We start from the raw sequence: 22,261 nt of genomic DNA, 5'->3' as shown, positions 1-22,261 counted from the left end.
ATTGTGTTATACCAACTTACTATAATACAATCTTTATTAACATACTAATTATATCAAATCTATAGAATATATCATATCTAAATTTATAATATATAAATTTTACTTATTATATATCTAAATATGATAAATTCAACCTAGGAGGTAATACTATGCAAATTTATGCAGATAATGCAGCTACATCTTTTCCTAAACCAGATTGTGTTTATAATGATATACTAAATTATATGAGAAATATAGGCGGTAATCCTGGAAGAGGTGCATCTACTTCATCTCTAAAAGGAAATAAAGTTATATTCCAGTGTAGAAATGCTTTATGTGATTTTTTTAATTTTCCTGATACTAAAAATGTAATATTTACATCTAATATTACTATGTCCTTAAACATTTTAATTAAAGGTATAGTTAAACCTGGATGGCATGTTATAACATCTTCCATGGATCATAACAGTACCCTTAGAACATTAAATGAATTAAAATCTAAAGGAATAATTGAATTAGATATAATTCAATGTAATAAATTAGGTGAAATTGATATTGATGATTTTCAAAGTAAAATCAAGCATAATACTAAACTTGTGACCCTTTCTCATGGTTCTAATATAATTGGTACTATTCAACCTCTAGAAAAAATCGGACAAATTTGCAAGGAAAGTAATATATTTTTCATTATAGATACTGCTCAAACAGCTGGCGTTCTTGATTTAAATTTTCAAAAATTAAACTGCAATGCTTTAGCCTTTACTGGACATAAAAGTTTATTAGGTCCTCAAGGTATAGGTGGCTTTATCCTGGATGATGAAATGAATGATATTTGTTCTCCATTAATTGTTGGTGGTACAGGAAGTGTTTCCTCAGATATAATTCAACCCAACTTCTTACCTGATAAATTTGAAAGTGGTACTATTAATGCACCTGGTATTGCAGGTCTTCTATCTGGAATAACCTTTATCCAAAATGAAGGATTATCTACAATTAAAGATCATGAAGATTATCTAACACAAAAGTTCATTGATGGTATATTAAATATTTCTACAATGAAAGTTTATGGACATCTAAATACTGAAAATAGAACTTCAACTATATCTGTAAACTCTTCTAAAATTGATAACAGTGAACTTGGATTTATTCTTGACTCTGAATATAATATTATAACTAGAACTGGTCTCCATTGTGCTCCATTGGCTCATAAAACTATTGGAACATATCCTAATGGAACTTTACGTTTTAGTTTTGGATATTTTAATGATGATAAAGATATAGATTATATCTTGTGTAGTATAAATTCTTCTATTAAAAAATTGTAATGAATTAATAATAGATGTATTAAATTTATCTACATGGTAATACTTTCTAATATAGGAGGGTGTTACTCATGGTGGAAAAAGTTATTTTCGATGCTTTATCTGATAATTCTATATATGACATAAGAGAAATTCTTTCAGAAGAACTAACAACAGTAGTTAAAAATAATAGAGATATTGTTATTTTATGTATAGGTACAGACAGATCTACAGGTGATAGTTTAGGTCCACTTGTAGGTCATAAACTTCAATTTTTAGTTAGAGATAAGGTGTTTATCTATGGAAATCTAGAAAATCCTGTACACGCAAAAAACATTTCTGAAACCAATGATTTAATACTTAAGAATCATAGTAATCCATATATAATAGCTATAGATGCTTCTCTAGGAGGTCTTCAAAGTGTAGGTAAAATTATAATAGAATCTAAACCTCTTTATCCTGGAGCTGCTCTAAATAAGAAATTACCTTCTGTTGGTGATTTAAGCATTGTTGGAATTGTTAACATATCTGGCTCTTTAGAATTTATGGTACTTCAAAATACTCGATTATATATTGTAATGAAATTAGCTGAAGTAATCTCCTCAGGAATATACCATTCTATAATAAAAACTATAGGTGGACGTAAATCTTCCTCCAAGGTTAACAATAAATATATTCCTAAGGTTTTAGATGCAGACTAGAACTTAAAAGAAGAGATAATAAATGTTTCACGTGAAACATTTATTATCTCTTTTTACTTATTTAATATATAAATAATTCATTTTATGCTAAGCTTAATTATCAACTTCGATTTAATTAACTGTTCTACCTAAAATAAATTGTTCATTTGCATTACTTTATATCAAGTTAAAATACATAAGTTATAATCTTGTTACTATACTTTTATATCCAATTACCACACTATCCAATACTTATACTTATATAGATAAATACTAAATATAAATCTAATAAAATAGATGAGCTATACTACTATAACTCATCTATTTTGTTAAATCTATTCCTTGTTAGTATTGACAGCTTGATGCAGAACATTATTTTCTTCTTGTGATAAATCATATCTAGATATCCCATCATCAATAGGTTTTGCATATGTAATACTCTCATTTCTTGAATAAATACTAGTTATTATTACACCATTATTTCTTCCATCTAACAGAGCAATGGAGTAGCTTAAATCACTTCCAATATCCTCAAAAGCTTTATATCTTTGCATTGCAACCTTTTGAACACAAGATGAAACTTTGTTAGATGTTTTATTACACATATCCTTAACTTCATTTGTTATTTCTTCCATATTGTCAATTTTATCTAATGAGCTTACTAATAATTCTTCTAAATTTTTATTATTAGTCCCCTTCATAATTTTTCTATATTTATCTTTCATCTTACTTGTTGAGACTAGTGATATTATCAAAATAATGATTAATATGAATACTAATATTATTAATCCTATAGTTATAAATACATTATATTCATTGAGAAATTCTATAATTTGTTCCAAAAGCATTCATCCTCTCTAAAAATGTTTCACGTGAAACATTATATATCTAAAATTTCTATTATTCTTTGTAAATCTTCTGGAGAATAATATTCTATTTCTATTTTTCCTTTATTTTTAGAATTATTACTTATACATACTTTTGTATTAAAGTGATTTTCTAATTTTGTTCTTATGTCTTTGTAATATATATCATTTTCTGATTTATTATTTATTTTTTTATACTTGTTATTATCATCTTTATAATAATTTCTAACTAGTAATTCAGTTTGTCTAACATTTAGGTTTTCATCAATAACTTTCTGAGCAACTACATATTGATCTTCTTTATTTTCTAATGCTAATATTGCTCTCCCATGTCCTTCTGATAAAACACCTTCAATTAAATACCCCTGTATTCTTTCATCAAGATTTAGTAATCTTAATGAATTAGCAATAGCACTTCTAGATTTTGAAACCTGTTTACTTATTTCTTCTTGAGTCAAATTAAAATCATTCAATAACTTATTATATGCTGCAGCTTCCTCTATAGGATTTAAATCTTCTCTAATTATATTTTCTATTAAAGAAATTTGTACAACCTCTACATCAGACAATTCCTTAATAATTATTGGTACTTCTTTTAAATTTAATAATTTTGCTGCTCTCCATCTACGTTCACCTGCAATTATTACATAAAACTGATTTTCTTTTCTTACAACAATAGGTTGTATTATACCATGTTCCTTAATAGAATTCGCTAATTCTATTAACTTTTCATTATCAAAATGCTTTCTCGGCTGATCCTTATTAGGCTTAATTAAATTTATATCTATACTTATAACCTGTTCATTATTACTGTCCTGAAAGTCATTTTCAGGAATTAATGAAGATAATCCTTTTCCTAAAACTCCTGTTTTCTTCATGCTATTTTCCTCCTTGTCTACTAATAAACTCCTCCGTTAAAGCTTCAAATGCTTCTGATCCCTTACATTTATCATCATATAGCATGATAGGAAGTCCAAAACTAGGTGACTCTGCTAATTTAACATTTCTTGGTATGAAAGTATCATATACCTTATCATTAAAGTATTTTTTAATTTCTTCAACTACTTCATTACATAATCTAGTTCTACTATCATACATACTCATGATTACACCTTCAATTTCAAGACCAGTATTTAAATATCTCTTAATCAATTGTATAGTACTCATCAATTGTCCTACACCTTCAAGAGCATAAAACTCACATTGGATTGGTATCAAAACTGAGTCAGATGCTGTTAATGCATTAATAGTTAATACACCTAACGATGGTGGACAATCTATAAATATATAGTCATAGTCATCTTTTATTTCATCAATTTTATTTTTTAAAACTTTTTCTCTTTGATCCTGACTTATAACTTCAACTTCAGCTGCTGCTAGAGTCATAGTTGAAGGTGCAATATAGAAGTTATCCACTATTTCACTTTTTTTGATAATTTCTTTCAATGAAACATTACTTGTTAAAACATCATACATAGAACAATGTATTTTTCTTTTATCTAATCCTATACCGCTAGTTGTATTTCCTTGAGGATCTATGTCTATAGACAGAACTTTATATCCATTCATTGCCAAATATGAGCATAAATTTATATTAGTAGTTGTTTTTCCAACTCCCCCTTTTTGATTGAAAATACATATTACCTTCATATTCTCCCCCCTTATCTATCGTAGGTTTTGTTTCAAATTACTATATATTAGAAACTTTATATTACTAATAATTTTAATCATTATAAATTTATTTTACCTATGTATTTATATTATATATTGATACAGATTTTATTTAAAGTAATTATTGCATAAATTAATAAGTATTTATTTTTTTATCAACATATTTAGATTAATTTACTATTTTAGATACTATTGATAATGCTATTGCATAAATTTATTGTACATTTTTCATATAAGTACTTCAATTCATAAATTTGTTGAAATTTCATTTATTCAAACTAACTTTAATTATATAAAATTAATTGTTCAATAAAAGACTACAAAATGTTCACGTGAAACATTTTTGTAGTCTTTTATAAAAGTATTATAAAAATATTATTTCTTTTTTATTGTTATAGTAACTTGTATACTATCATCTAATTCCTTGGATCTATATTTAGCTTCCACCCCATATTTATCAAAAACTTGCTTTACAGTGTTAATATATATAGCTGGACTAAATGATCCTTTTATTCTCTTTTTACCATCTGATGCAACTTCAGTATGAGCTAATTTAAGTAATTCCCTATCTATAAGTTCTTCTGTTTTTTTAACATTTAGCCCATTTTTTATTACAATTTCTAATACTTCATTACGTAACTCATCAGTTGGTATTTTTAATAATGCTCTAGCATGTCTCTCTGTCAATTTATTGTCGATTATTGTACTAATTATTTTTTCATCTAACTTTAAAATTCTAAGCTTATTTGCTATTGTAGATTGCTTCTTACCTATAACCTCAGATAATTGCTCCTGAGTGTAAGAATGTACTTTAATTAAATTATGATATGCTAACGCTTCTTCATAGAAATTTAAATCTTCTCTTTGCAAATTTTCTAATAATGCAATTGCAGCAGAATCCTTATCATTAATATTAGCTATTATAGCTGGGACTTTTGATAATCCAGCTTCTTTAGCTGCTCTTAATCTTCTTTCTCCTGCGATTAGCTCATAATTATTCTCATCTATTTTCCTAACTGATAAAGGTTGAATTATCCCATAAACCTTTATTGATTGTGCAAGCTCTTGTATTGACTCTTCATCAAATACTTTTCTTGGCTGATAAAGGTTAGGACTTATTGAATCAACCGCTATATAATTAATAGTATTTTCCATTTTATACCATCCTTTTATGAAATTCCTTATCTTTAATTAAAATTCTATATTAATCTCAAAATTCCTCTTTATATTTAACAATTAATATAAATATTTCTAGAAATTTATTTTATAGGATTTTTATTTGCTGTTCCAGCTTTTCTTGGATACTTTTTTGGTGTATCTTTAATCTTTTTTATAACTAACAAATTATGTTTAAGATCACTACCTGCAATATTAACCTCTATTATTTCTTGAATATGCCCACCTAATACTTTAAGTGCTACTTTAGAATCTTTTATTTCATCTTCTATAGCCGGTCCTTTTAATGCTACAAAATATCCACCAACCTTTACGAAAGGTAAACATAGCTCTAATAAAACCGTTAAATTTGCAACAGCTCTAGATACAGCTAAATCGAATTCTTCTCTGTATTCTGCCTTTTGTGCAAAGTCCTCTGCTCTACCATGAATTGTTTTAATATCTTTTAACTCTAATTTATCAATAACTTCATTTAAAAAATTTATTCTTTTATTTAAAGAATCTAAAAGCACCATAGAAGACTCGGGCTTTACTATTTTCATAGGAATCCCTGGAAACCCTCCTCCTGTTCCTATATCTATAATTTTCGTAGCTTCTTTTACATATGGATATTCAAATACTTTAATAGAATCAATGAAGTGCTTTTTTATAATTTCCTCATCTTCTGTTATTGCTGTTAAATTAATTTTTTCATTCCACTCTTTAATTAATGCCTTATATTGAATAAAGTTATTATACATTGTTTCATCAAAGATTAATCCTTCATTCTCACAAGCTTCTTTCAACATATCAAAATACTCCATTTTAATCCTCCGTATAATTAAGTTTTATATGTTTTAATAAAATTTTATGTATATATTTCTATTTTAAACTAATACCTACTAATTATAAACCTAAATAATTAGTAGGTATTAATAAATACTTATTTTTCTAATTCTTAAATATTATATATTAATTGTTTATTTTTAAGCTTCTTCTTCTTTGCTCAAGAAATATTAATAGAACATTTATATCTGCTGGAGATACTCCAGAAATTCTAGATGCTTGACCTATATTTACAGGTTTTATTGAATCTAATTTTTGAATAGCCTCTGTCCTTAATCCTTTAACTTCATTATAGTCTAAATCTTCTGGTATAAATTTATTTTCATATTTAGTAAATTGACTAATTTGTTCTAATTGCTTTGTTATATAGCCTTCATACTTAGATACTATATTAACTTGCTCCGTAACTTGTCTACTAAGTTCTTTTCTTTCCGGATCTAGACCCTTAATATTGTAATAGTCTAATTCTGAACGTTTAATTAATTCATATAATGAAGTGGGTTTTTTTAGTTCTGCAGAACCCATTTTAAATAAAAATTCATTTACTTCTTTTTTACCTGTTATTTGAAGATTTTTCAATCTTTCTATTTCTGCATCTATATCCTCTTTTTTCTTAATGAACGCTTTATATCTTTCATCTTTAACTAATCCAATTTGATAACCAATTTCCGTTAACCTTAAATCAGCATTATCTTGTCTTAGTAAAAGTCTATATTCAGACCTTGAAGTCATCATTCTATAAGGTTCATTGGTTCCTTTTGTAACTAAATCATCTACTAAAACTCCTATATAAGCATCAGATCTTTTTAAAATTAAAGGCTCCTTTCCTTTAATTTTAAGAGATGCATTTATTCCTGCAAGAATTCCTTGTCCTGCTGCTTCTTCATAACCAGAACTTCCATTTACCTGTCCTGCTGAAAATAATCCATCTATATGCTTAAACTCTAATGATAATTTTAATTGTGTAGGGTCTATGCAATCATATTCTATTGCATATCCAGTTCTCATTACCTCTACATTTTCAAGTCCTTCTATTGTTCTTAAAAACTCTAATTGTACATCCTCTGGAAGAGAACTACTCATCCCTTGAACATACATTTCTTCAGTACTTTCCCCTTCTGGTTCTATAAACAATTGATGTCTTTCTTTATCTCTAAATCTCATTACCTTATCTTCAATGGATGGACAATATCTTGGTCCTGTACTTTTTATCGATCCATTATAAAGTGGTGATCTATCTATATTTTTTAATATTACATCATGGGTTTTACTATTGGTATAAGTTAAATAACAAGATACCTGTGATCTTTGTATATCTCCACTCATAAACGAAAATGGAACTACATCTTTATCACCTTTTTGTTCTTCCATTTTGGAAAAATCTACTGATCTAGCATTAATTCTTGCTGGTGTTCCTGTCTTAAACCTTCTTAATGTAATCCCTAAATCTATTAATGATTTAGATAATTCATTAGCCGGAAATAATCCACTAGGTCCTTCATTTACCACTACTTCACCTATTATTACCTGCGATTTTAAATAAGTACCACTTGTTAAGATAACTGATTTACAATTAAAGTAAGCTCCATACTTAGTAAGAATACCTTTAACCACGTTGTTTGGTGCATCAATACTTACAACCTCAAGTTGTTTTAAATCTAAATTAGGCTCTGTCTCTACCACATGTTTCATTCTTTCAGAGTATCTTTTTTTATCTGCTTGAGCTCTAAGTGAATGAACTGCGGGACCTTTAGATATGTTAAGCATTCTAGACTGAATGTAAGTATCATCTATATTTCTTCCCATTTCTCCACCTAATGCATCAACTTCTCTAACTAAATGACCCTTTGCGGTACCCCCAATATTAGGGTTACACGGCATAAGCGCTAAACTATCAAGATTAAGTGTACACATTAAAGTTTTTAATCCCATTCTAGCCGTAGCTAAAGCAGCCTCACAACCAGCATGACCAGCTCCTACTACAACTACATCATAATCTCCTGCTAAGTATTTCATTATTTCACCTCTATTTACCTAGACAAAAATCTTTAAATATTTTGTCTATAATATTTTCTTCTAATGAATCTCCTGTAATCTCACCTAAAAATGTCCAAGCATTTCTAATATCAATAGACGCAAGGTCAATAGCAAAAGTATAATTTAAAGTATTTATAGCACTCTCAATACATTCATAAGCTCTTAAAAGAGCTTCTTTATGCCTCGTATTAGTTATTATAACATTGTTAGTACTAATTTCTCCTTTGAAGAACATATCTTTAATAGCTGTCCTAACCTCATCTATACCTTCACCTGTTTTAGCTGAAATATTATATATATTGGTACAATTAATATTTTCTAAATCTTTTTGAGTAATTTTACTATTTAAATCACTCTTGTTTAATAATATCATATATTTTTTATTACTTATATGATTAATAATTTCCTTATCTTCCTCAGTTAACTCATTACTAGAATCTAATATAAGAATAATTAAATCCGCATCATTAATTTTAGCTCTTGATCTCTCTACACCAATTTTCTCTACTACATCATCTGTTTCTCTTATTCCTGCAGTATCAATAATCTTTATAGGAATTCCAGAAATATTTATATATTCCTCTATAACATCTCTTGTAGTACCAGGTATATCTGTAACTATAGCTCTATTTTCTTTAGTTAATGCATTTAAAAGCGATGATTTTCCTACATTAGGCTTACCTACAATTACGGTACTTAATCCTTCTCTTAATATTTTTCCTTCTTCAGCAGTTTCTATAAACCCTTTTATTTCTTTTCTTATTATATCTAAATCCCTTATAGCCATTTCAGATGTTACTTCTTCTAAATCATCTTCTGGATAATCTACAGTAGCCTCTATATGTGCAATTGTTGATAATAATTTTTCTCTTAATCCTCGGATTTCCTTGGAAATTAATCCTTCACTTTGCATTAATGCTGACTTCATACTTAAATCAGTTTTAGCATTAATTATATCAATCACAGCTTCAGCCTGCGATAAATCTATTCTCCCATTTAAAAAAGCTCTTTTAGTAAATTCTCCTGGTTCAGCAAGCCTAACCCCTTGCTTTATAATCTGTTCTAAAACCTTATTTGTAGCAACTACCCCACCATGACAATTTATTTCTATAGTATCCTCTGCTGTAAAACTTCTAGGTCCCTTCATAAAAGAAACTATAACCTCATCAACGTGATTATTATTTTCATCTATTATATACCCATATTTCATGGTATAACTTTTCATATCTTTAATTGATTGACCATTTTTAGCTTGAAATATTTTCTCAACAACATCTTTAGCCTTGTCTCCAGAAATTCTTACAATGGCAATGCCACCTTCTCCTATACTTGTTGATATAGCACCTATTGTATCAAAATCCTTCATGTTAGTCCCTCCTTTTTTATATTACAACATAACTTAATATAAATTGTACCCACAAATCACTATTGTATCACACTATTTGAAAATATAAAAAGAAAGCCGCTAGGCTTTCTTTAATTCAATAACCACTCTTCTATAAGGCTCATCACCCTCACTATGGGTAGTTACATATGCATTGTTTTGCAAAGTTGAATGAATAACTCTTCTTTCATATGGGTTCATAGGTTCTAATTTTAAAGTCTTTCCATTAATTCTTACCTTATCTCCCATTTTAAGTGCCAATTTTTTAAGTGTTTCCTGTCTGTTTTGTCTGTAATTAACAGTATCAAGAATTACTCTCTTGTATGTTTCATCATGATTCTTATTAACCACTAAGCTCAGTAAGTATTGAAGAGAGTCTAAAGTTTCTCCTCTATACCCTATTAATACCCCCATGTTAGGCCCTACTAAATTAATATTTATTTCATTATTTTCTTCTTTTACATGAATCTCAGCTTTTACATTCATAGCATTAAGAATCTCTCTTAAGAACTTTTTAGCATCACCTATATAATCTCTCTTTAGTGTCACCTTAACTTTTGCTGGCTTAACCCCTATTATATTTAAAAATCCTTTACTACCTTCTTCTAATACTTCTATGGTAACTTTTTCTTCTGTAACATTTAATTCTCTTAAGGCATTCTGTATAGCTTCTTCAGCAGTCCTACCAATTATTTCAATACTTTTCATGCTTTAGATACCGCCCTTCCAATAATAAAATGATTTTATTATGCCGATTTAGTACTAGGCTTTTTATAAATTTTATTTAATATTAAAGATTGTGCCATTTGGATTAAGTTTCCTACTGTCCAGTAAAGTACTAATGCTCCTGGAAATTGTAATGACATAAATCCAAAGAAAATTGACATACCAATATTCATCATATTAGTTTGTTTAGCTGCATCTCCAGTAGCAGGTTGCATAGCCTTACTAGAAAAATATGTTGTTAAACCTGAAACTATTGGTAATATCATTGTTGGATCTTTTTGTGCTAAATCTGGCATCCATAAAAATCCAGCTCCTTGATAATCTATTGATTTAAATACATAAAACAATGCTATCATAATTGGAAACTGAATAAGCATTGGTAAACATCCACCAAACATGGACACATTATTTTCTTTATATACTTTCATTATTTCAGTCTGCTGTCTTTGAGGATCGTTTTTATACTTTTCTTGAACCTTTTTAATTTCAGGCTGAATTGCACTCATTTTAGCCGTGGATTTAGTTTGCTTTAGCGATAATGGTAATAAACATATTCTTGCAAGCAATGTAAATATTATTATTGCAATACCGAATGATATGTCTGGATTTGTTGTAATTAACTGGACAAAATTATGAACCGATTTAAATACTTCTACAAATATACCAGATAAGTAATTCAAATTAACCCCTCCTAATACTTTCTATTTAACAGGGTCATATCCTCCCTTATGGTAAGGATGACACCGTAAAATTCTCTTAATAGCCATAAAACCTCCTTTGATTGCGCCATATTTTTCGATAGCTTGAATTGCATATATGGAACAGCTTGGTTCAAATATGCAACATGGCGCTTTCATAGGAGATATATATTTTCTATAACATTTAATTACTAATAGTAATATTTTTTTCAACATTATTAAGCCCTGATTTCTTAAATAAATATTTAACCGAGTTTTCAATTTCTTTATAACTCTTATCCTTTGAAGCACTTCTTGCAACAAAGACTAGATCATACCCCTGCTTTAATCCTTGTTTATTTAATCTAACACTTTCACTTATAAGCCTCTTTACTCTGCTACGAACTACACTCTTTCCTACTTTTTTACTTACAGATATTCCTACCCTATTAATTCCTTTATTGTTTTTGAATACGTATAACACTAATAAAGATGTAGATAAAGATTTCCCTCTTCTATATACTAATCTAAACTCAGGGTTTTTTCTTAGCCTTTCTTCTTTCATAGTTCTATGTTGCTCTCTTTCTTAATTACAGAAAAAGGCCACATTAGCGGCCCTTATGCTGTCAATTTTTTTCTTCCTTTTTGTCTTCTTCTCTTAAGAACAGTTCTTCCAGAAGCAGTACTCATTCTTTTTCTGAATCCATGCTCTTTCTTTCTGTGTCTTTTTTTAGGTTGGTAAGTCATGAACATGTGCTTGCACCCCCTTCATCTTATATGTCATTTATAGCAATTAAATTATCACTACTTTATAAGTTTCACTATTAGATTATAAATGTAAGTAACTCTTATGTCAAGATAACTATTTATAACATTTTCTAACATTATTAATATGTCATTTTTTTGTGTTTTTAAACACCCTTGTTAATAAAAATTCCACAAAACTATTTTTTTTGTGGATAACTTATTGAATAGCATGCAATCTTTTGATATCATTATGTATGGATGTTGATAAGTTATTTTTCGAACAAGTTATACACAATCTGTTGATTATTCTGTGAATAACTCTTATTTTTTCTCTTTTTTTTGTGTTTTTACATGAAATCTTAATGTTTTTCACCACTTTTGCCTGTGTATAACTTATAATTATATATTGTTAGTAAGTATAATTTACTATTTATTAAAACACAAATTATAAACATGTGAATAAAAATTTTAACAATGGTAAACAACTTTATATGTATCTATTATTCTGTTGATACTCTTGTGGATTTTTATCTCTTTTCTATTATTAACTATAGATATAACTATTTTAAGAGGAGGATATAAAATGAACACCTATGTAAATGAAATTTGGGAAAAAGCCTTAGAAATACTTAAAGCTGAACTCACCGAAGTAAGTTTTAATACTTGGATAAAAAGTATTGACCCACTAAAAATGACTGATTCAACTATAACTCTTGGTGTTCGTAATGACTTCACTAAGGATATCCTAGAGAATAGATATAAAGACCTAATAAAAAATTCTATTCAAGCAGCATGCAATAAATCATATTCAATAAACTTTGTTATAAGCTCTGAGGAAGCTTCTGATTTAGATACATCAACCTCTAAGCATACAAATAACAAACATAATTTAATTGTAAATGATGAAATGTCAGCAATCCTAAATCCTAAATATACCTTTGATTCTTTCGTCATAGGAAATAGTAATAGATTTGCTCATGCAGCTTCTTTAGCTGTAGCAGAGTCTCCAGCTAAGGCTTATAACCCGCTATTTATTTATGGAGGCGTTGGACTTGGAAAAACACACTTAATGCATGCTATTGGGAGTTACATACAGACAGTTAATTCAAAGTCTAAAGTAGTTTATGTTTCATCAGAAAAATTTACAAATGAGCTTATTAATTCTATTAAAGATGATAAAAATGTTGAATTTAGGAATAAATACAGAAATGTAGATGTACTTCTTATTGACGATATTCAATTTATAGCCGGTAAGGAATCTACTCAAGAAGAGTTCTTTCATACCTTTAATGCTCTGCATGATGCTAATAAACAAATAATCCTATCAAGCGATAGACCTCCCAAGGAAATTCCTACATTAGAAGACAGGTTAAGATCTAGATTTGAATGGGGACTTATAGCTGATATACAACCACCTGACTTTGAAACAAGAATTGCTATCCTAAAAAAGAAGGCTGATGTAGAAAATTTAAATATTCCTAATGAAGTTATGGTATATATAGCTACACAAATTAAATCTAACATAAGAGAACTAGAGGGTGCTCTTATAAGAATAGTTGCCTATTCTTCTTTAACAAATAAAGATATAAGTGTAGATTTAGCATCTGAAGCTCTAAAAGATATAATATCAAACAGGAATTCAAGGCAAGTTACTATTGAATTAATTCAAGATATAGTTTCTAGTTACTATAACTTAAAGGTAGATGACTTCAAATCTGCAAGAAGAACTAGAAATGTTGCTTTTCCAAGACAAATTGCTATGTACCTTTCAAGAAAGCTTACAGATACTTCTCTTCCCAAGATAGGTGAAGAATTTGGCGGTAGAGATCATACTACAGTAATTCATGCATATGAAAAAATTTCTCAGAATCTAAAGAAAGATGAAAGCCTTCAATCAGCTATAGCTGAATTAAGTAAAAGAATTAATCAAAAGTAATTAATAACATTTGTTATTAATTATTAAAAGATTTATTGTGGATTACTTTTCAAAAAAAATATATTCTTAATACTGTGGATAACTACTGAATTTCAAAATTAGTTTATCCACAATTTATTTTACACAGAAATTGTTGATATCATTGGCCTAGAAGTACTTATCAACAAATCAACAGCCCCTACTACTACTACTACTAAATATTATTTAATTATCTAAGCTATTTATAGTAATTTTATATGTGTATAAGGAGGAGGATTTTTTATGAAATTCTTAATAGAAAAAAGCTTATTACAAGAAGCAATTTCAGATGTTCAAAAAGCTATTACAGGTAAATCAACATTGCCTATACTTCAAGGTATATATATATCTGCAAAAGATGGATTATTAACGTTAATTGGATCTGATATAGAAGTTAGCATAGAAACAAAAATACCAGCCAATATTATAGAAGAAGGCGAAGTGGTTCTTGACTCTAAAATATTTGGCGAAATTATAAGGAAACTACCTAACGATATAGTTGAAATAACTGAAATCAATAGTAATGAGGTAGAACTAAAGTGCCAAAAATCTAATGTTCAATTAGTATACCTAAATCCAAAAGAATATCCAACGTTACCCAGCATAGAAGAAGATGTGGTGCTATCTGTATCTCAAAAAACTTTAAAAAATATGATAAAATCAACCATTTTTGCTATTGCTCAAGATGATACAAGACCTATATTGACAGGGGTATTACTTCAAGTTAAAGAAAATAAACTAAATATGGTTGCACTAGATGGATTTAGAGTAGCCTTAAAGAGTGAATCCATGGATTGTAAATCTAATAAGGAATCAGTAATACCAGGAAAAACACTTAATGAAGTTTCTAAAATTCTTAAAGATACTGATGATGTTGTGCAAATTACATTTACAAAGAATCACATATTATTTAATTTTGGAAATACTAAAGTCATCTCTAGATTATTAGAGGGAGATTTTATTAAATATGAATCTATCATTCCTAAGGAGCATAATTTAAAAGTTACGGTTAACAGAAATGAAATTTTAGGTTGTATAGAAAGAGCTTCACTTATGGCGAAGGATGGAAACACTAATCTTGTAAAATTTGATATTTCTGATGATACCCTAGTTGTAACATCGAATTCTCAATTGGGAAAGGCTAGAGAAGAAGTTCAAATAATATTGCAAGGAGAGGGAATAAAAATTGCATTTAATTCTAAATATTTAATTGATGTGTTTAAAACAATGGAAGAGGAAAATATAACCATGGAATTTACATCTACGGTTTCTCCTTGTGTAATAAGAAATCAAGATAGTGATAACAGTGTTTATTTATTACTTCCAGTAAGAGTTGCTAATAATAATTAGGATGTGAGAAATATATGGTAGAAATAAAAATAGATACAGAATTTATAAAGCTAGACTCATTTTTGAAGTTTACTGGAGCTACTACCTTAGGGTCAGAAGCTAAATTTTATATACAAAATGAAGATGTTAAGGTTAATGGTGAAGTGGAAGTAAGAAGAGGAAGAAAGCTATATATAGGTGATAAAATAGAATTTCAAGAAGAAGAATATATTATTGTATAAAACGTTAGGCTGATAAGTATTTCAGCCTTTTGAGTTTTATAGTTATTATAATTAAGAGATTCAGCTATATTTATATTTTTACAGTAATTTTCACACTTAGAATGTATATTATGATATAATTTTAGGTGGGTGTTTTTATGTATGTTAGATATTTGAATTTAATAAATTTTAGAAATTATAAAAATGTGACCTTAGAATTATGTGATGGAACTAATGTTTTTCAAGGTGATAATGCTCAAGGAAAAACTAATATACTTGAGTCGCTATACTATTCGAGTGTTGGAAAATCACATAGAACTAATAAAGATAAAGAGCTTATATATTGGGACAGTAACGAGGCGTATATTAGTGCTTATGTGGTAAAAGAACGTTTAGATAAAAAGATAAATATAAAACTTTTTAAAGATGGGAAAAAAGCTATAAATATAAACTCAATAAAGATAACTAAGCTACAAGATATGGTAGGTGTTGTTAATGTAGTTATATTTTCACCAGAAGATTTAGATATTGTTAAGAATTCGCCATCATTTAGAAGGCGATTTTTAGATATTGAACTTTGCAAACTGGACAAAAAATACTACCATTATCTATCTTCGTATAAAAAAGTTTTAAATGAAAGAAACATTATATTAAAGAAATTTAGCGCTGACATAGATATGATAGATATATATGATATTAGATTAGCTGAATTTGGGAGTTACATAATAGCTCAAAGAATTAAGTATATAGAAAAATTAAATGAATTCTCTAAAAAAATTCACAACGATATAACTCAGGGAAGTGAGTTTATTAAATTTAATTATATAATGCAGCTTAAGGATATTGATAATCTGCAAGAAGAGTTATATAAATTGCTTAAAAGTAATAGAAAAAAAGACTTAGAGAAAAAAATTACATCTGTAGGACCACATAGAGATGATTTTTCTATATTTATAAATGATATAGATGTGAAGATATTTGGATCACAAGGTCAGCAAAGAACTTCTGTTTTGACAATAAAATTTGCATCATTGCGAATAATAAAAGAATTAATAGGAGAATATCCATTGTTATTACTTGATGACGTATTGTCTGAATTAGATACAAAAAGGCAAGAATATATATTGAGATCTATAAATGGAATTCAAACCTTAATAACATGTACAGGAATTACAGGAATAAAAAAATATTTAAAAGGTAATAACATGAAAATATTCAATGTTGAAAAAGGAAGCATACAAGAAATAATGTGATGGAGTTAGGGGGGAAATACTATGTTTTTACACTTAGGCGAAAGTATAGTTGTGCCAATTAAAGATATAATAGGTATTTTTGACATAGAATCTACTATGTATAGTCCAGACACTAGCCAGTTCATAAGGTTAGCAGAAGAAGATGGGTTTGTAGAACGTATAACTAGTGATAAACCTAAATCATTTATTATAGCTGAAGTAAACAAGAAGAGTAAGATTTATTTGTCACCTATATCATCATCTACTTTGTGTAAAAGGACTAATATGTCATACTGTGAACTTTAGGTTAAGTTAGGAGGATAGCTATGGTTAATAATGAAAAATATGATGAAAATCAGATACAAGTCCTTGAAGGACTTGAGGCAGTTAGAAAAAGGCCTGGAATGTATATTGGAAGTACTAGTATCAGAGGCCTACACCATTTAGTTTATGAGATTGTTGATAATAGTATAGATGAAGCATTAGCGGGTTTTTGTGAAAGTATACAAGTTATTATTCATAAAGATAACTCAGTTACAGTAATAGATGATGGAAGAGGAATGCCAGTAGGCATACACCCTAAAATGCATATACCTACCATTGAAGTTATAATGACAGTACTTCACGCTGGTGGAAAGTTTGGTGGCGGAGGATACAAGGTATCAGGAGGACTTCACGGTGTTGGAGCTTCTGTTGTTAATGCATTATCAGAGATATGTGAAGTTACAGTAAAAAGAGATGGGCATATATGGTATCAGAGTTTTTCAAGAGGTAAGACTGTAACACCTTTTGGTAAAATTGGAAATACAGATGATCATGGAACAATAATTCACTTTATGCCGGATGAAGAAATATTTGAAAGTATTGAATTTGAATATGATACGCTGTCTCAAAGATTAAGAGAGTTAGCATTTCTTAATAAAGGTATAAATATCAAAATTACAGATGAGAGATATGAGAAAGAAAATCAGTTCCATTATGAAGGTGGGATAAAATCCTTTGTAGAATACTTAAATAGAAATAAAGGAAAAATTCATAATGAACCAGTCTATATAGAAGGAATAAAAAATACAACTTCAGTAGAATTAGCATTTCAGTACAATGACACATATAACGAGAATTTATTTTCCTTTGCAAATAATATAGATACAGTTGAAGGTGGAACTCACTTAGTAGGTTTTAAGACAGCATTAACTAGAGTTCTTAATGATTATGCTAAAAAGTTTGGATTTTTAAAAGAAAATGATAAAAATCTAAGTGGAGAAGATGTTAGAGAAGGGTTAACTGCAGTTATATCTGTTAAGCTTACAGATCCTCAGTTTGAAGGTCAAACTAAGACTAAGCTTGGTAATAGTGAAGTAAGAGGAATAGTAGAATCAATAGTAGGAGATGTTGTAGGTTCATTTTTAGAAGAAAATCCTACTGTAGGTAAAAGCATTATAGAGAAGGGTTTAAATGCAGCTAGGGCTAGGGAAGCAGCTAAAAAGGCACGTGAACTTACTAGAAGAAAATCAGTGCTTGAGAGTACAACTTTGCCAGGGAAACTTGCTGATTGTTCTTCTAAAGATCCATCCGAATGTGAAATTTATATAGTTGAGGGAGATTCTGCGGGTGGTTCTGCTAAGCAAGGAAGAGATAGGCGATTCCAAGCCATACTTCCCCTTAGAGGAAAGATAATGAATATAGAAAAGCAAAGACTTGATAAGATATTAGCATCAGATACAATTAGATCTATGATAACCGCATTTGGTGGAGGCGTTGGCAAAGATTTTGATGTATCAAGAATTAGATATGATAGAGTGATAATAATGACAGATGCCGATGTAGATGGTGCTCACATCAGAACATTACTACTTACATTTTTCTATAGGTTTATGAGAGACCTTATAGACCTAGGACATGTATATATTGCACAGCCACCTCTTTATAAAGTTAAAAAGGGCAAGATTGAACAATATGCTTATAGTGATGATGAGCTTGATAAGTTGTTAATAGAAATAGGTGGAAAAGATAGTAGTACAGATATACAAAGATATAAAGGTCTTGGAGAAATGAATCCAGAACAATTATGGAGCACAACAATGGACCCATCAGGAAGAGTATTATTAAAAGTAAGCGTTGAGGATGCTATGGCTGCAGATGAAATATTTACAATATTGATGGGGGATAAAGTAGACCCGCGTAGAGAATTTATAAGAGAAAATGCTAAGAGGGTTAGCAATTTAGATATATAGTATTAGGCTATAGTAAAGGTAGGTGTAAATATGGACACTATAGATAAAATAATACCAGTTGATATAGAAAAAGAAATGAAAAAATCGTATATAGATTATGCTATGAGTGTTATTGTTGGAAGAGCATTACCCGATGTTAGAGATGGATTAAAGCCTGTTCATAGAAGAATTCTATACTCTATGCATGAGTTAGGAATAACTTATGAAAAAGGATATAGAAAGTGTGCAAGAATAGTCGGAGATGTACTAGGTAAATATCACCCACATGGTGATAGCTCAGTATATGATGCGTTAGTTAGAATGGCACAAAGTTTCTCAATAAGATATATGCTTGTTGATGGTCATGGAAATTTTGGTTCCGTTGATGGTGATGGAGCTGCAGCAATGAGATATACAGAAGCTAAGATGAGTAAAATTACAAGTCAAATGCTTCGAGATATTAATAAAGAAACGGTAGATTTTAAGCCCAACTTTGATGGAGAAGAAAAAGAGCCAGAAGTATTACCTGCAAGATTTCCAACATTGCTTGTAAATGGATCTTCAGGTATAGCCGTTGGTATGGCTACTAATATTCCTCCTCATAATCTTACAGAAGTTATAAATGCAGTAATTATGCTTATTGATAATCCAGATGTTACTGTATCGGACTTTATGTCTGAGATTAAAGGACCAGATTTCCCTACTGGAGGAATAATACTTGGAAAGAGTGGAATTAGAAGTGCATATGAAACTGGTAGAGGAAAGGTTCTAGTTAGATCAAAAGCTGAAATAGAAGAGCATAAAGGTAGAAATAGAATAATAGTTACAGAAATACCTTATATGGTAAATAAAGCAAATCTTATAGAATCTATAGCAAATTTAGTTAAGGAAAAGAAAATAGATGGAATATCTGATTTAAGAGACGAATCAGATAGAGATGGAATGAGAATTGTTATAGAATTAAAAAGAGATGCTAATGCAAATGTTGTTTTAAATAGACTTTATAAACATACGAAGATGCAAGACACTTTTGGTATTATTATGCTTGCATTAGTTGATAATGAACCTAAAGTACTTAATTTAAAACAAATTTTAACACATTATTTAAATCATCAAAGAGATGTAATAACAAGAAGGACTATTTTTGATTTAGACAAAGCTAATGCTAGAGCTCATATTCTTGAGGGATTAAGAATTGCACTTGATCATATAGATGCAGTTATATCTTTAATTAGGGCGTCTAAAACAACTCAAGAAGCTAAAGAGGGATTAATTGAAAAGTTTAATCTTTCAGAAAAGCAAGCACAAGCTATATTAGATTTAAAATTGCAAAGATTAACAGGACTGGAGAGAGATAAGATTGAAGATGAGTATAATGAATTAATGAAAACAATAGCTTATTTACAATCAATACTTAATAGTGAAGAAATTCTACTTAACATCATAAAAGATGAATTAGTTGAAATAAAGACAAAGTATGGTGATGATAGAAGAACTCTTATAGAAAAAAATCCTTATAGCTTTGAGGATGAAGATTTAATTGATGATGATGATATAGTAATAACATTAACCCATGGAGGATATATCAAACGTCTACCAGCTGATACCTATAATGCTCAAAAAAGAGGTGGAAGAGGTATTCAAGGGGTTACTACTAAAGAAGATGATTTTGTAGAGCATATTTTAATAACACCAACTTTAAATAATATACTATTCTTTACAAACAAAGGAAAGGTATATAAACTAAAAGGATATGAAATCCCAGAAGGTGGTAGAACTGCTAAGGGAACTAATATTGTTAATATGCTACCACTAGATCCAGATGAAAATATACAAGCAGTTATGTCTATAAGAACCTTTGATAGTGATAATTATCTCTTAATGGGTACTAAATCAGGAATGGTTAAGAAGACATCATTAGATAAGTTTGAAAACATTAGGAAGAATGGACTTAATGCTATTAACTTAAAAGAAGATGACGAAATTGTTGGAGTTAGAATAACTAAAGGTGATGATGAAGTATTATTTGTCACTAAGTATGGATACTCTATAAGATTTAGTGAAAAAGAAGTTAGAAACATGGGAAGAACTACTACAGGGGTTAAGGCTATAACATTAAGAGATGATGATATAGCTGTATCAATGATAATAGCAAAACCAGACGAAGAACTTCTTGTAATTAGTGAAAAAGGATTTGGTAAACGAACAGCTATAGAAAACTACACACTTCAAAGAAGAGGTGGAAAAGGAATCAAGACTTATAAGATATCAGAAAAGACAGGTAACGTGGTTAGTGCTAGGGTAGTTAGAGATGTAGATGAAATTATGTTAATTAACAGTAATGGTATAATAATAAGAATTAACGTTAGTGATATATCTACAACTAGTAGAAATGCTATGGGAGTTACTCTTATGAAAACCGGAGAAGATGTAAATATAGTAGCTGTTGCAAAAATTAACTATAATAGTGAAGAAGAAAAGAATGAGGATAAACAAATGTCTATAGATGGAATTGTAGACAATGAAAATAACTTATCAGAAAACTTAGATGAAAGTGATGACTTAGAAGAGAGTGATGATAAGACTTTAGAGTAAATTGATTAATTTATTATCAAATAGAAAAGGACTTTCTTAAAATGGAATTATCTATTTTAAGAAAGTCCTTTTCTTTTGTTTTGTTTTGCAATATGTAAATTCATATATATTGTTAATTTAAATATAGGTAAGATATCATATGTATATTATTATCTATTCAAATGATACAAACACATATCCAAGTGTATCAATACATGAATAGTTAAGGAAAATAATGAATTTTAAAGAAAAATAGTTATAAATTTAATTAATGATATTTAATTATAAATAATTTACTAAATAATCATGATAAGATATGTTTTGTCGCTGAGCGATACAATGACAGTTAAACATCAAATCAAAATTAAAAGTTTTTGAAAAGTTGTTGACAATATAAAGTTTATGTAGTAAACTAAAAAAGTCGTTAATAGTAAGCGATAAATTAAATGGTCTTTGAAAATTAAACAGAGAAAAAGGTAAAACCAGTTAATTCCGATAGAGAAATCTATCAAATAAATGACTTAACAAGTCAGCGAAAAAAAGAGCATAGCTCAAACTTTTTAAATTGAGAGTTTGATCCTGGCTCAGGACGAACGCTGGCGGCGTGCCTAACACATGCAAGTCGAGCGATGAAGCCCTTCGGGGTGGATTAGCGGCGGACGGGTGAGT

General features: G+C 28.9%; 21 protein-coding genes and 1 rRNA gene. 10 read left to right on the top strand and 12 right to left on the bottom strand.

The window, feature by feature from the left end:
- The first annotated feature begins 149 nt into the window (after positions 1–149).
- Positions 150–1,304, top strand: coding sequence for an aminotransferase class V-fold PLP-dependent enzyme (locus IO99_RS16860; protein ID WP_035135534.1), 1,155 nt, complete (start codon positions 150–152; stop codon positions 1,302–1,304).
- Positions 1,305–1,372: 68 nt separating this feature from the next.
- Positions 1,373–1,981 carry a spore protease YyaC gene (gene yyaC, locus IO99_RS16855; RefSeq protein ID WP_035135532.1) on the top strand — a complete coding sequence of 203 codons (609 nt, stop codon included), beginning with the start codon at positions 1,373–1,375 and terminating at the stop codon, positions 1,979–1,981.
- 314 nt (positions 1,982–2,295) lie between these two features.
- Here the strand turns inward: yyaC and IO99_RS16850 are convergent, their stop codons facing one another.
- From IO99_RS16850 to rpmH, 12 genes are all read right to left on the bottom strand, one after another.
- A complete protein-coding gene (locus IO99_RS16850; protein WP_035135530.1) occupies positions 2,296–2,802 on the bottom strand; it encodes a DUF4446 family protein in 507 nt (168 codons plus the stop codon).
- Between the two features lie 38 nt (positions 2,803–2,840).
- Positions 2,841–3,704 carry a ParB/RepB/Spo0J family partition protein gene (locus tag IO99_RS16845; RefSeq protein ID WP_035135528.1) on the bottom strand — a complete coding sequence of 288 codons (864 nt, stop codon included), beginning with the start codon at positions 3,702–3,704 and terminating at the stop codon, positions 2,841–2,843.
- A gap of 1 nt (position 3,705) precedes the next feature.
- Complete coding sequence (locus IO99_RS16840; protein WP_035135527.1) at positions 3,706–4,476, bottom strand: ParA family protein; 771 nt, start codon at positions 4,474–4,476, stop codon at positions 3,706–3,708.
- Between the two features lie 396 nt (positions 4,477–4,872).
- Positions 4,873–5,652: a ParB/RepB/Spo0J family partition protein gene (locus IO99_RS16835; protein ID WP_035135525.1), complete on the bottom strand. Its 780-nt coding sequence runs from the start codon at positions 5,650–5,652 to the stop codon at positions 4,873–4,875.
- A gap of 104 nt (positions 5,653–5,756) precedes the next feature.
- Positions 5,757–6,476: a 16S rRNA (guanine(527)-N(7))-methyltransferase RsmG gene (gene rsmG / locus IO99_RS16830; protein ID WP_035135523.1), complete on the bottom strand. Its 720-nt coding sequence runs from the start codon at positions 6,474–6,476 to the stop codon at positions 5,757–5,759.
- 148 nt (positions 6,477–6,624) lie between these two features.
- Positions 6,625–8,514, bottom strand: a complete 1,890-nt coding sequence (gene mnmG / locus IO99_RS16825; RefSeq protein ID WP_035135522.1) for a tRNA uridine-5-carboxymethylaminomethyl(34) synthesis enzyme MnmG — start codon at positions 8,512–8,514, stop codon at positions 6,625–6,627.
- A gap of 10 nt (positions 8,515–8,524) precedes the next feature.
- On the bottom strand, positions 8,525–9,901 hold the full coding sequence (gene mnmE / locus IO99_RS16820) for a tRNA uridine-5-carboxymethylaminomethyl(34) synthesis GTPase MnmE (RefSeq protein WP_035135520.1): 1,377 nt from the start codon (positions 9,899–9,901) through the stop codon (positions 8,525–8,527).
- Positions 9,902–10,000: 99 nt separating this feature from the next.
- Entirely contained in the window at positions 10,001–10,627 is a 627-nt protein-coding gene (gene jag, locus IO99_RS16815) for an RNA-binding cell elongation regulator Jag/EloR (RefSeq protein WP_035135518.1), read from the bottom strand.
- Positions 10,628–10,665: 38 nt separating this feature from the next.
- The gene (gene yidC, locus IO99_RS16810; RefSeq protein WP_035135516.1) at positions 10,666–11,325 is read right to left on the bottom strand and encodes a membrane protein insertase YidC; all 660 of its coding nucleotides are present in this window, start codon (positions 11,323–11,325) and stop codon (positions 10,666–10,668) included.
- A gap of 21 nt (positions 11,326–11,346) precedes the next feature.
- Complete coding sequence (yidD, locus tag IO99_RS16805; protein ID WP_414632258.1) at positions 11,347–11,559, bottom strand: membrane protein insertion efficiency factor YidD; 213 nt, start codon at positions 11,557–11,559, stop codon at positions 11,347–11,349.
- Positions 11,528–11,887: a ribonuclease P protein component gene (rnpA, locus tag IO99_RS16800; RefSeq protein WP_035135514.1), complete on the bottom strand. Its 360-nt coding sequence runs from the start codon at positions 11,885–11,887 to the stop codon at positions 11,528–11,530. Before rnpA ends, yidD begins: the two co-directional genes overlap by 32 nt.
- A 53-nt stretch (positions 11,888–11,940) precedes the next feature.
- A complete protein-coding gene (rpmH, locus tag IO99_RS16795; RefSeq protein ID WP_035135513.1) occupies positions 11,941–12,075 on the bottom strand; it encodes a 50S ribosomal protein L34 in 135 nt (44 codons plus the stop codon).
- 577 nt (positions 12,076–12,652) lie between these two features.
- Between rpmH and dnaA the strand changes: the two genes are divergently transcribed.
- The 8 genes from dnaA to IO99_RS16755 all read left to right on the top strand — a co-directional run.
- The gene (gene dnaA / locus IO99_RS16790) at positions 12,653–14,005 is read left to right on the top strand and encodes a chromosomal replication initiator protein DnaA (protein WP_035135511.1); all 1,353 of its coding nucleotides are present in this window, start codon (positions 12,653–12,655) and stop codon (positions 14,003–14,005) included.
- Positions 14,006–14,266: 261 nt separating this feature from the next.
- Complete coding sequence (gene dnaN / locus IO99_RS16785) at positions 14,267–15,373, top strand: DNA polymerase III subunit beta (protein WP_035135509.1); 1,107 nt, start codon at positions 14,267–14,269, stop codon at positions 15,371–15,373.
- Between the two features lie 14 nt (positions 15,374–15,387).
- Positions 15,388–15,594 (top strand): S4 domain-containing protein YaaA, encoded by a 207-nt coding sequence (gene yaaA / locus IO99_RS16780; RefSeq protein ID WP_035135508.1) that lies wholly within the window; start codon positions 15,388–15,390, stop codon positions 15,592–15,594.
- A 137-nt stretch (positions 15,595–15,731) separates the two neighbouring features.
- A complete protein-coding gene (recF, locus tag IO99_RS16775; protein WP_035135506.1) occupies positions 15,732–16,826 on the top strand; it encodes a DNA replication/repair protein RecF in 1,095 nt (364 codons plus the stop codon).
- Positions 16,827–16,847: 21 nt separating this feature from the next.
- Complete coding sequence (gene remB, locus IO99_RS16770; protein ID WP_035135503.1) at positions 16,848–17,111, top strand: extracellular matrix regulator RemB; 264 nt, start codon at positions 16,848–16,850, stop codon at positions 17,109–17,111.
- A gap of 20 nt (positions 17,112–17,131) precedes the next feature.
- Positions 17,132–19,039 carry a DNA topoisomerase (ATP-hydrolyzing) subunit B gene (gene gyrB / locus IO99_RS16765; protein WP_035135502.1) on the top strand — a complete coding sequence of 636 codons (1,908 nt, stop codon included), beginning with the start codon at positions 17,132–17,134 and terminating at the stop codon, positions 19,037–19,039.
- A gap of 30 nt (positions 19,040–19,069) precedes the next feature.
- Positions 19,070–21,613, top strand: a complete 2,544-nt coding sequence (gene gyrA, locus IO99_RS16760; protein ID WP_035135500.1) for a DNA gyrase subunit A — start codon at positions 19,070–19,072, stop codon at positions 21,611–21,613.
- Positions 21,614–22,153: 540 nt separating this feature from the next.
- Positions 22,154–22,261 (top strand): 16S ribosomal RNA (locus IO99_RS16755); the annotation flags it as partial.

Source organism: Clostridium sulfidigenes (assembly GCF_000732635.1).
Classification (GTDB): domain Bacteria; phylum Bacillota; class Clostridia; order Clostridiales; family Clostridiaceae; genus Clostridium_J; species Clostridium_J sulfidigenes.
Note: the sequence above shows the minus strand (reverse complement) of the source record. Positions and strands in the feature narration are given on the sequence as shown.

Bases quoted from the DNA above. Each gene is read 5' to 3' on its own strand.
- IO99_RS16860 (WP_035135534.1), top strand. From the start codon at position 150: ATGCAAATTTATGCAGATAATGCAGCTACATCTTTTCCTAAACCAGAT.
- yyaC (WP_035135532.1), top strand. From the start codon at position 1,373: ATGGTGGAAAAAGTTATTTTCGATGCTTTATCTGATAATTCTATATAT.
- IO99_RS16845 (WP_035135528.1), bottom strand. From the start codon at position 3,704: ATGAAGAAAACAGGAGTTTTAGGAAAAGGATTATCTTCATTAATTCCT.
- IO99_RS16840 (WP_035135527.1), bottom strand. From the start codon at position 4,476: ATGAAGGTAATATGTATTTTCAATCAAAAAGGGGGAGTTGGAAAAACA.
- IO99_RS16835 (WP_035135525.1), bottom strand. From the start codon at position 5,652: ATGGAAAATACTATTAATTATATAGCGGTTGATTCAATAAGTCCTAAC.
- rsmG (WP_035135523.1), bottom strand. From the start codon at position 6,476: ATGGAGTATTTTGATATGTTGAAAGAAGCTTGTGAGAATGAAGGATTA.
- mnmG (WP_035135522.1), bottom strand. From the start codon at position 8,514: ATGAAATACTTAGCAGGAGATTATGATGTAGTTGTAGTAGGAGCTGGT.
- mnmE (WP_035135520.1), bottom strand. From the start codon at position 9,901: ATGAAGGATTTTGATACAATAGGTGCTATATCAACAAGTATAGGAGAA.
- jag (WP_035135518.1), bottom strand. From the start codon at position 10,627: ATGAAAAGTATTGAAATAATTGGTAGGACTGCTGAAGAAGCTATACAG.
- yidD (WP_414632258.1), bottom strand. From the start codon at position 11,559: ATGTTGAAAAAAATATTACTATTAGTAATTAAATGTTATAGAAAATAT.
- rnpA (WP_035135514.1), bottom strand. From the start codon at position 11,887: ATGAAAGAAGAAAGGCTAAGAAAAAACCCTGAGTTTAGATTAGTATAT.
- rpmH (WP_035135513.1), bottom strand. From the start codon at position 12,075: ATGTTCATGACTTACCAACCTAAAAAAAGACACAGAAAGAAAGAGCAT.
- dnaA (WP_035135511.1), top strand. From the start codon at position 12,653: ATGAACACCTATGTAAATGAAATTTGGGAAAAAGCCTTAGAAATACTT.
- dnaN (WP_035135509.1), top strand. From the start codon at position 14,267: ATGAAATTCTTAATAGAAAAAAGCTTATTACAAGAAGCAATTTCAGAT.
- yaaA (WP_035135508.1), top strand. From the start codon at position 15,388: ATGGTAGAAATAAAAATAGATACAGAATTTATAAAGCTAGACTCATTT.
- recF (WP_035135506.1), top strand. From the start codon at position 15,732: ATGTATGTTAGATATTTGAATTTAATAAATTTTAGAAATTATAAAAAT.
- remB (WP_035135503.1), top strand. From the start codon at position 16,848: ATGTTTTTACACTTAGGCGAAAGTATAGTTGTGCCAATTAAAGATATA.
- gyrB (WP_035135502.1), top strand. From the start codon at position 17,132: ATGGTTAATAATGAAAAATATGATGAAAATCAGATACAAGTCCTTGAA.
- gyrA (WP_035135500.1), top strand. From the start codon at position 19,070: ATGGACACTATAGATAAAATAATACCAGTTGATATAGAAAAAGAAATG.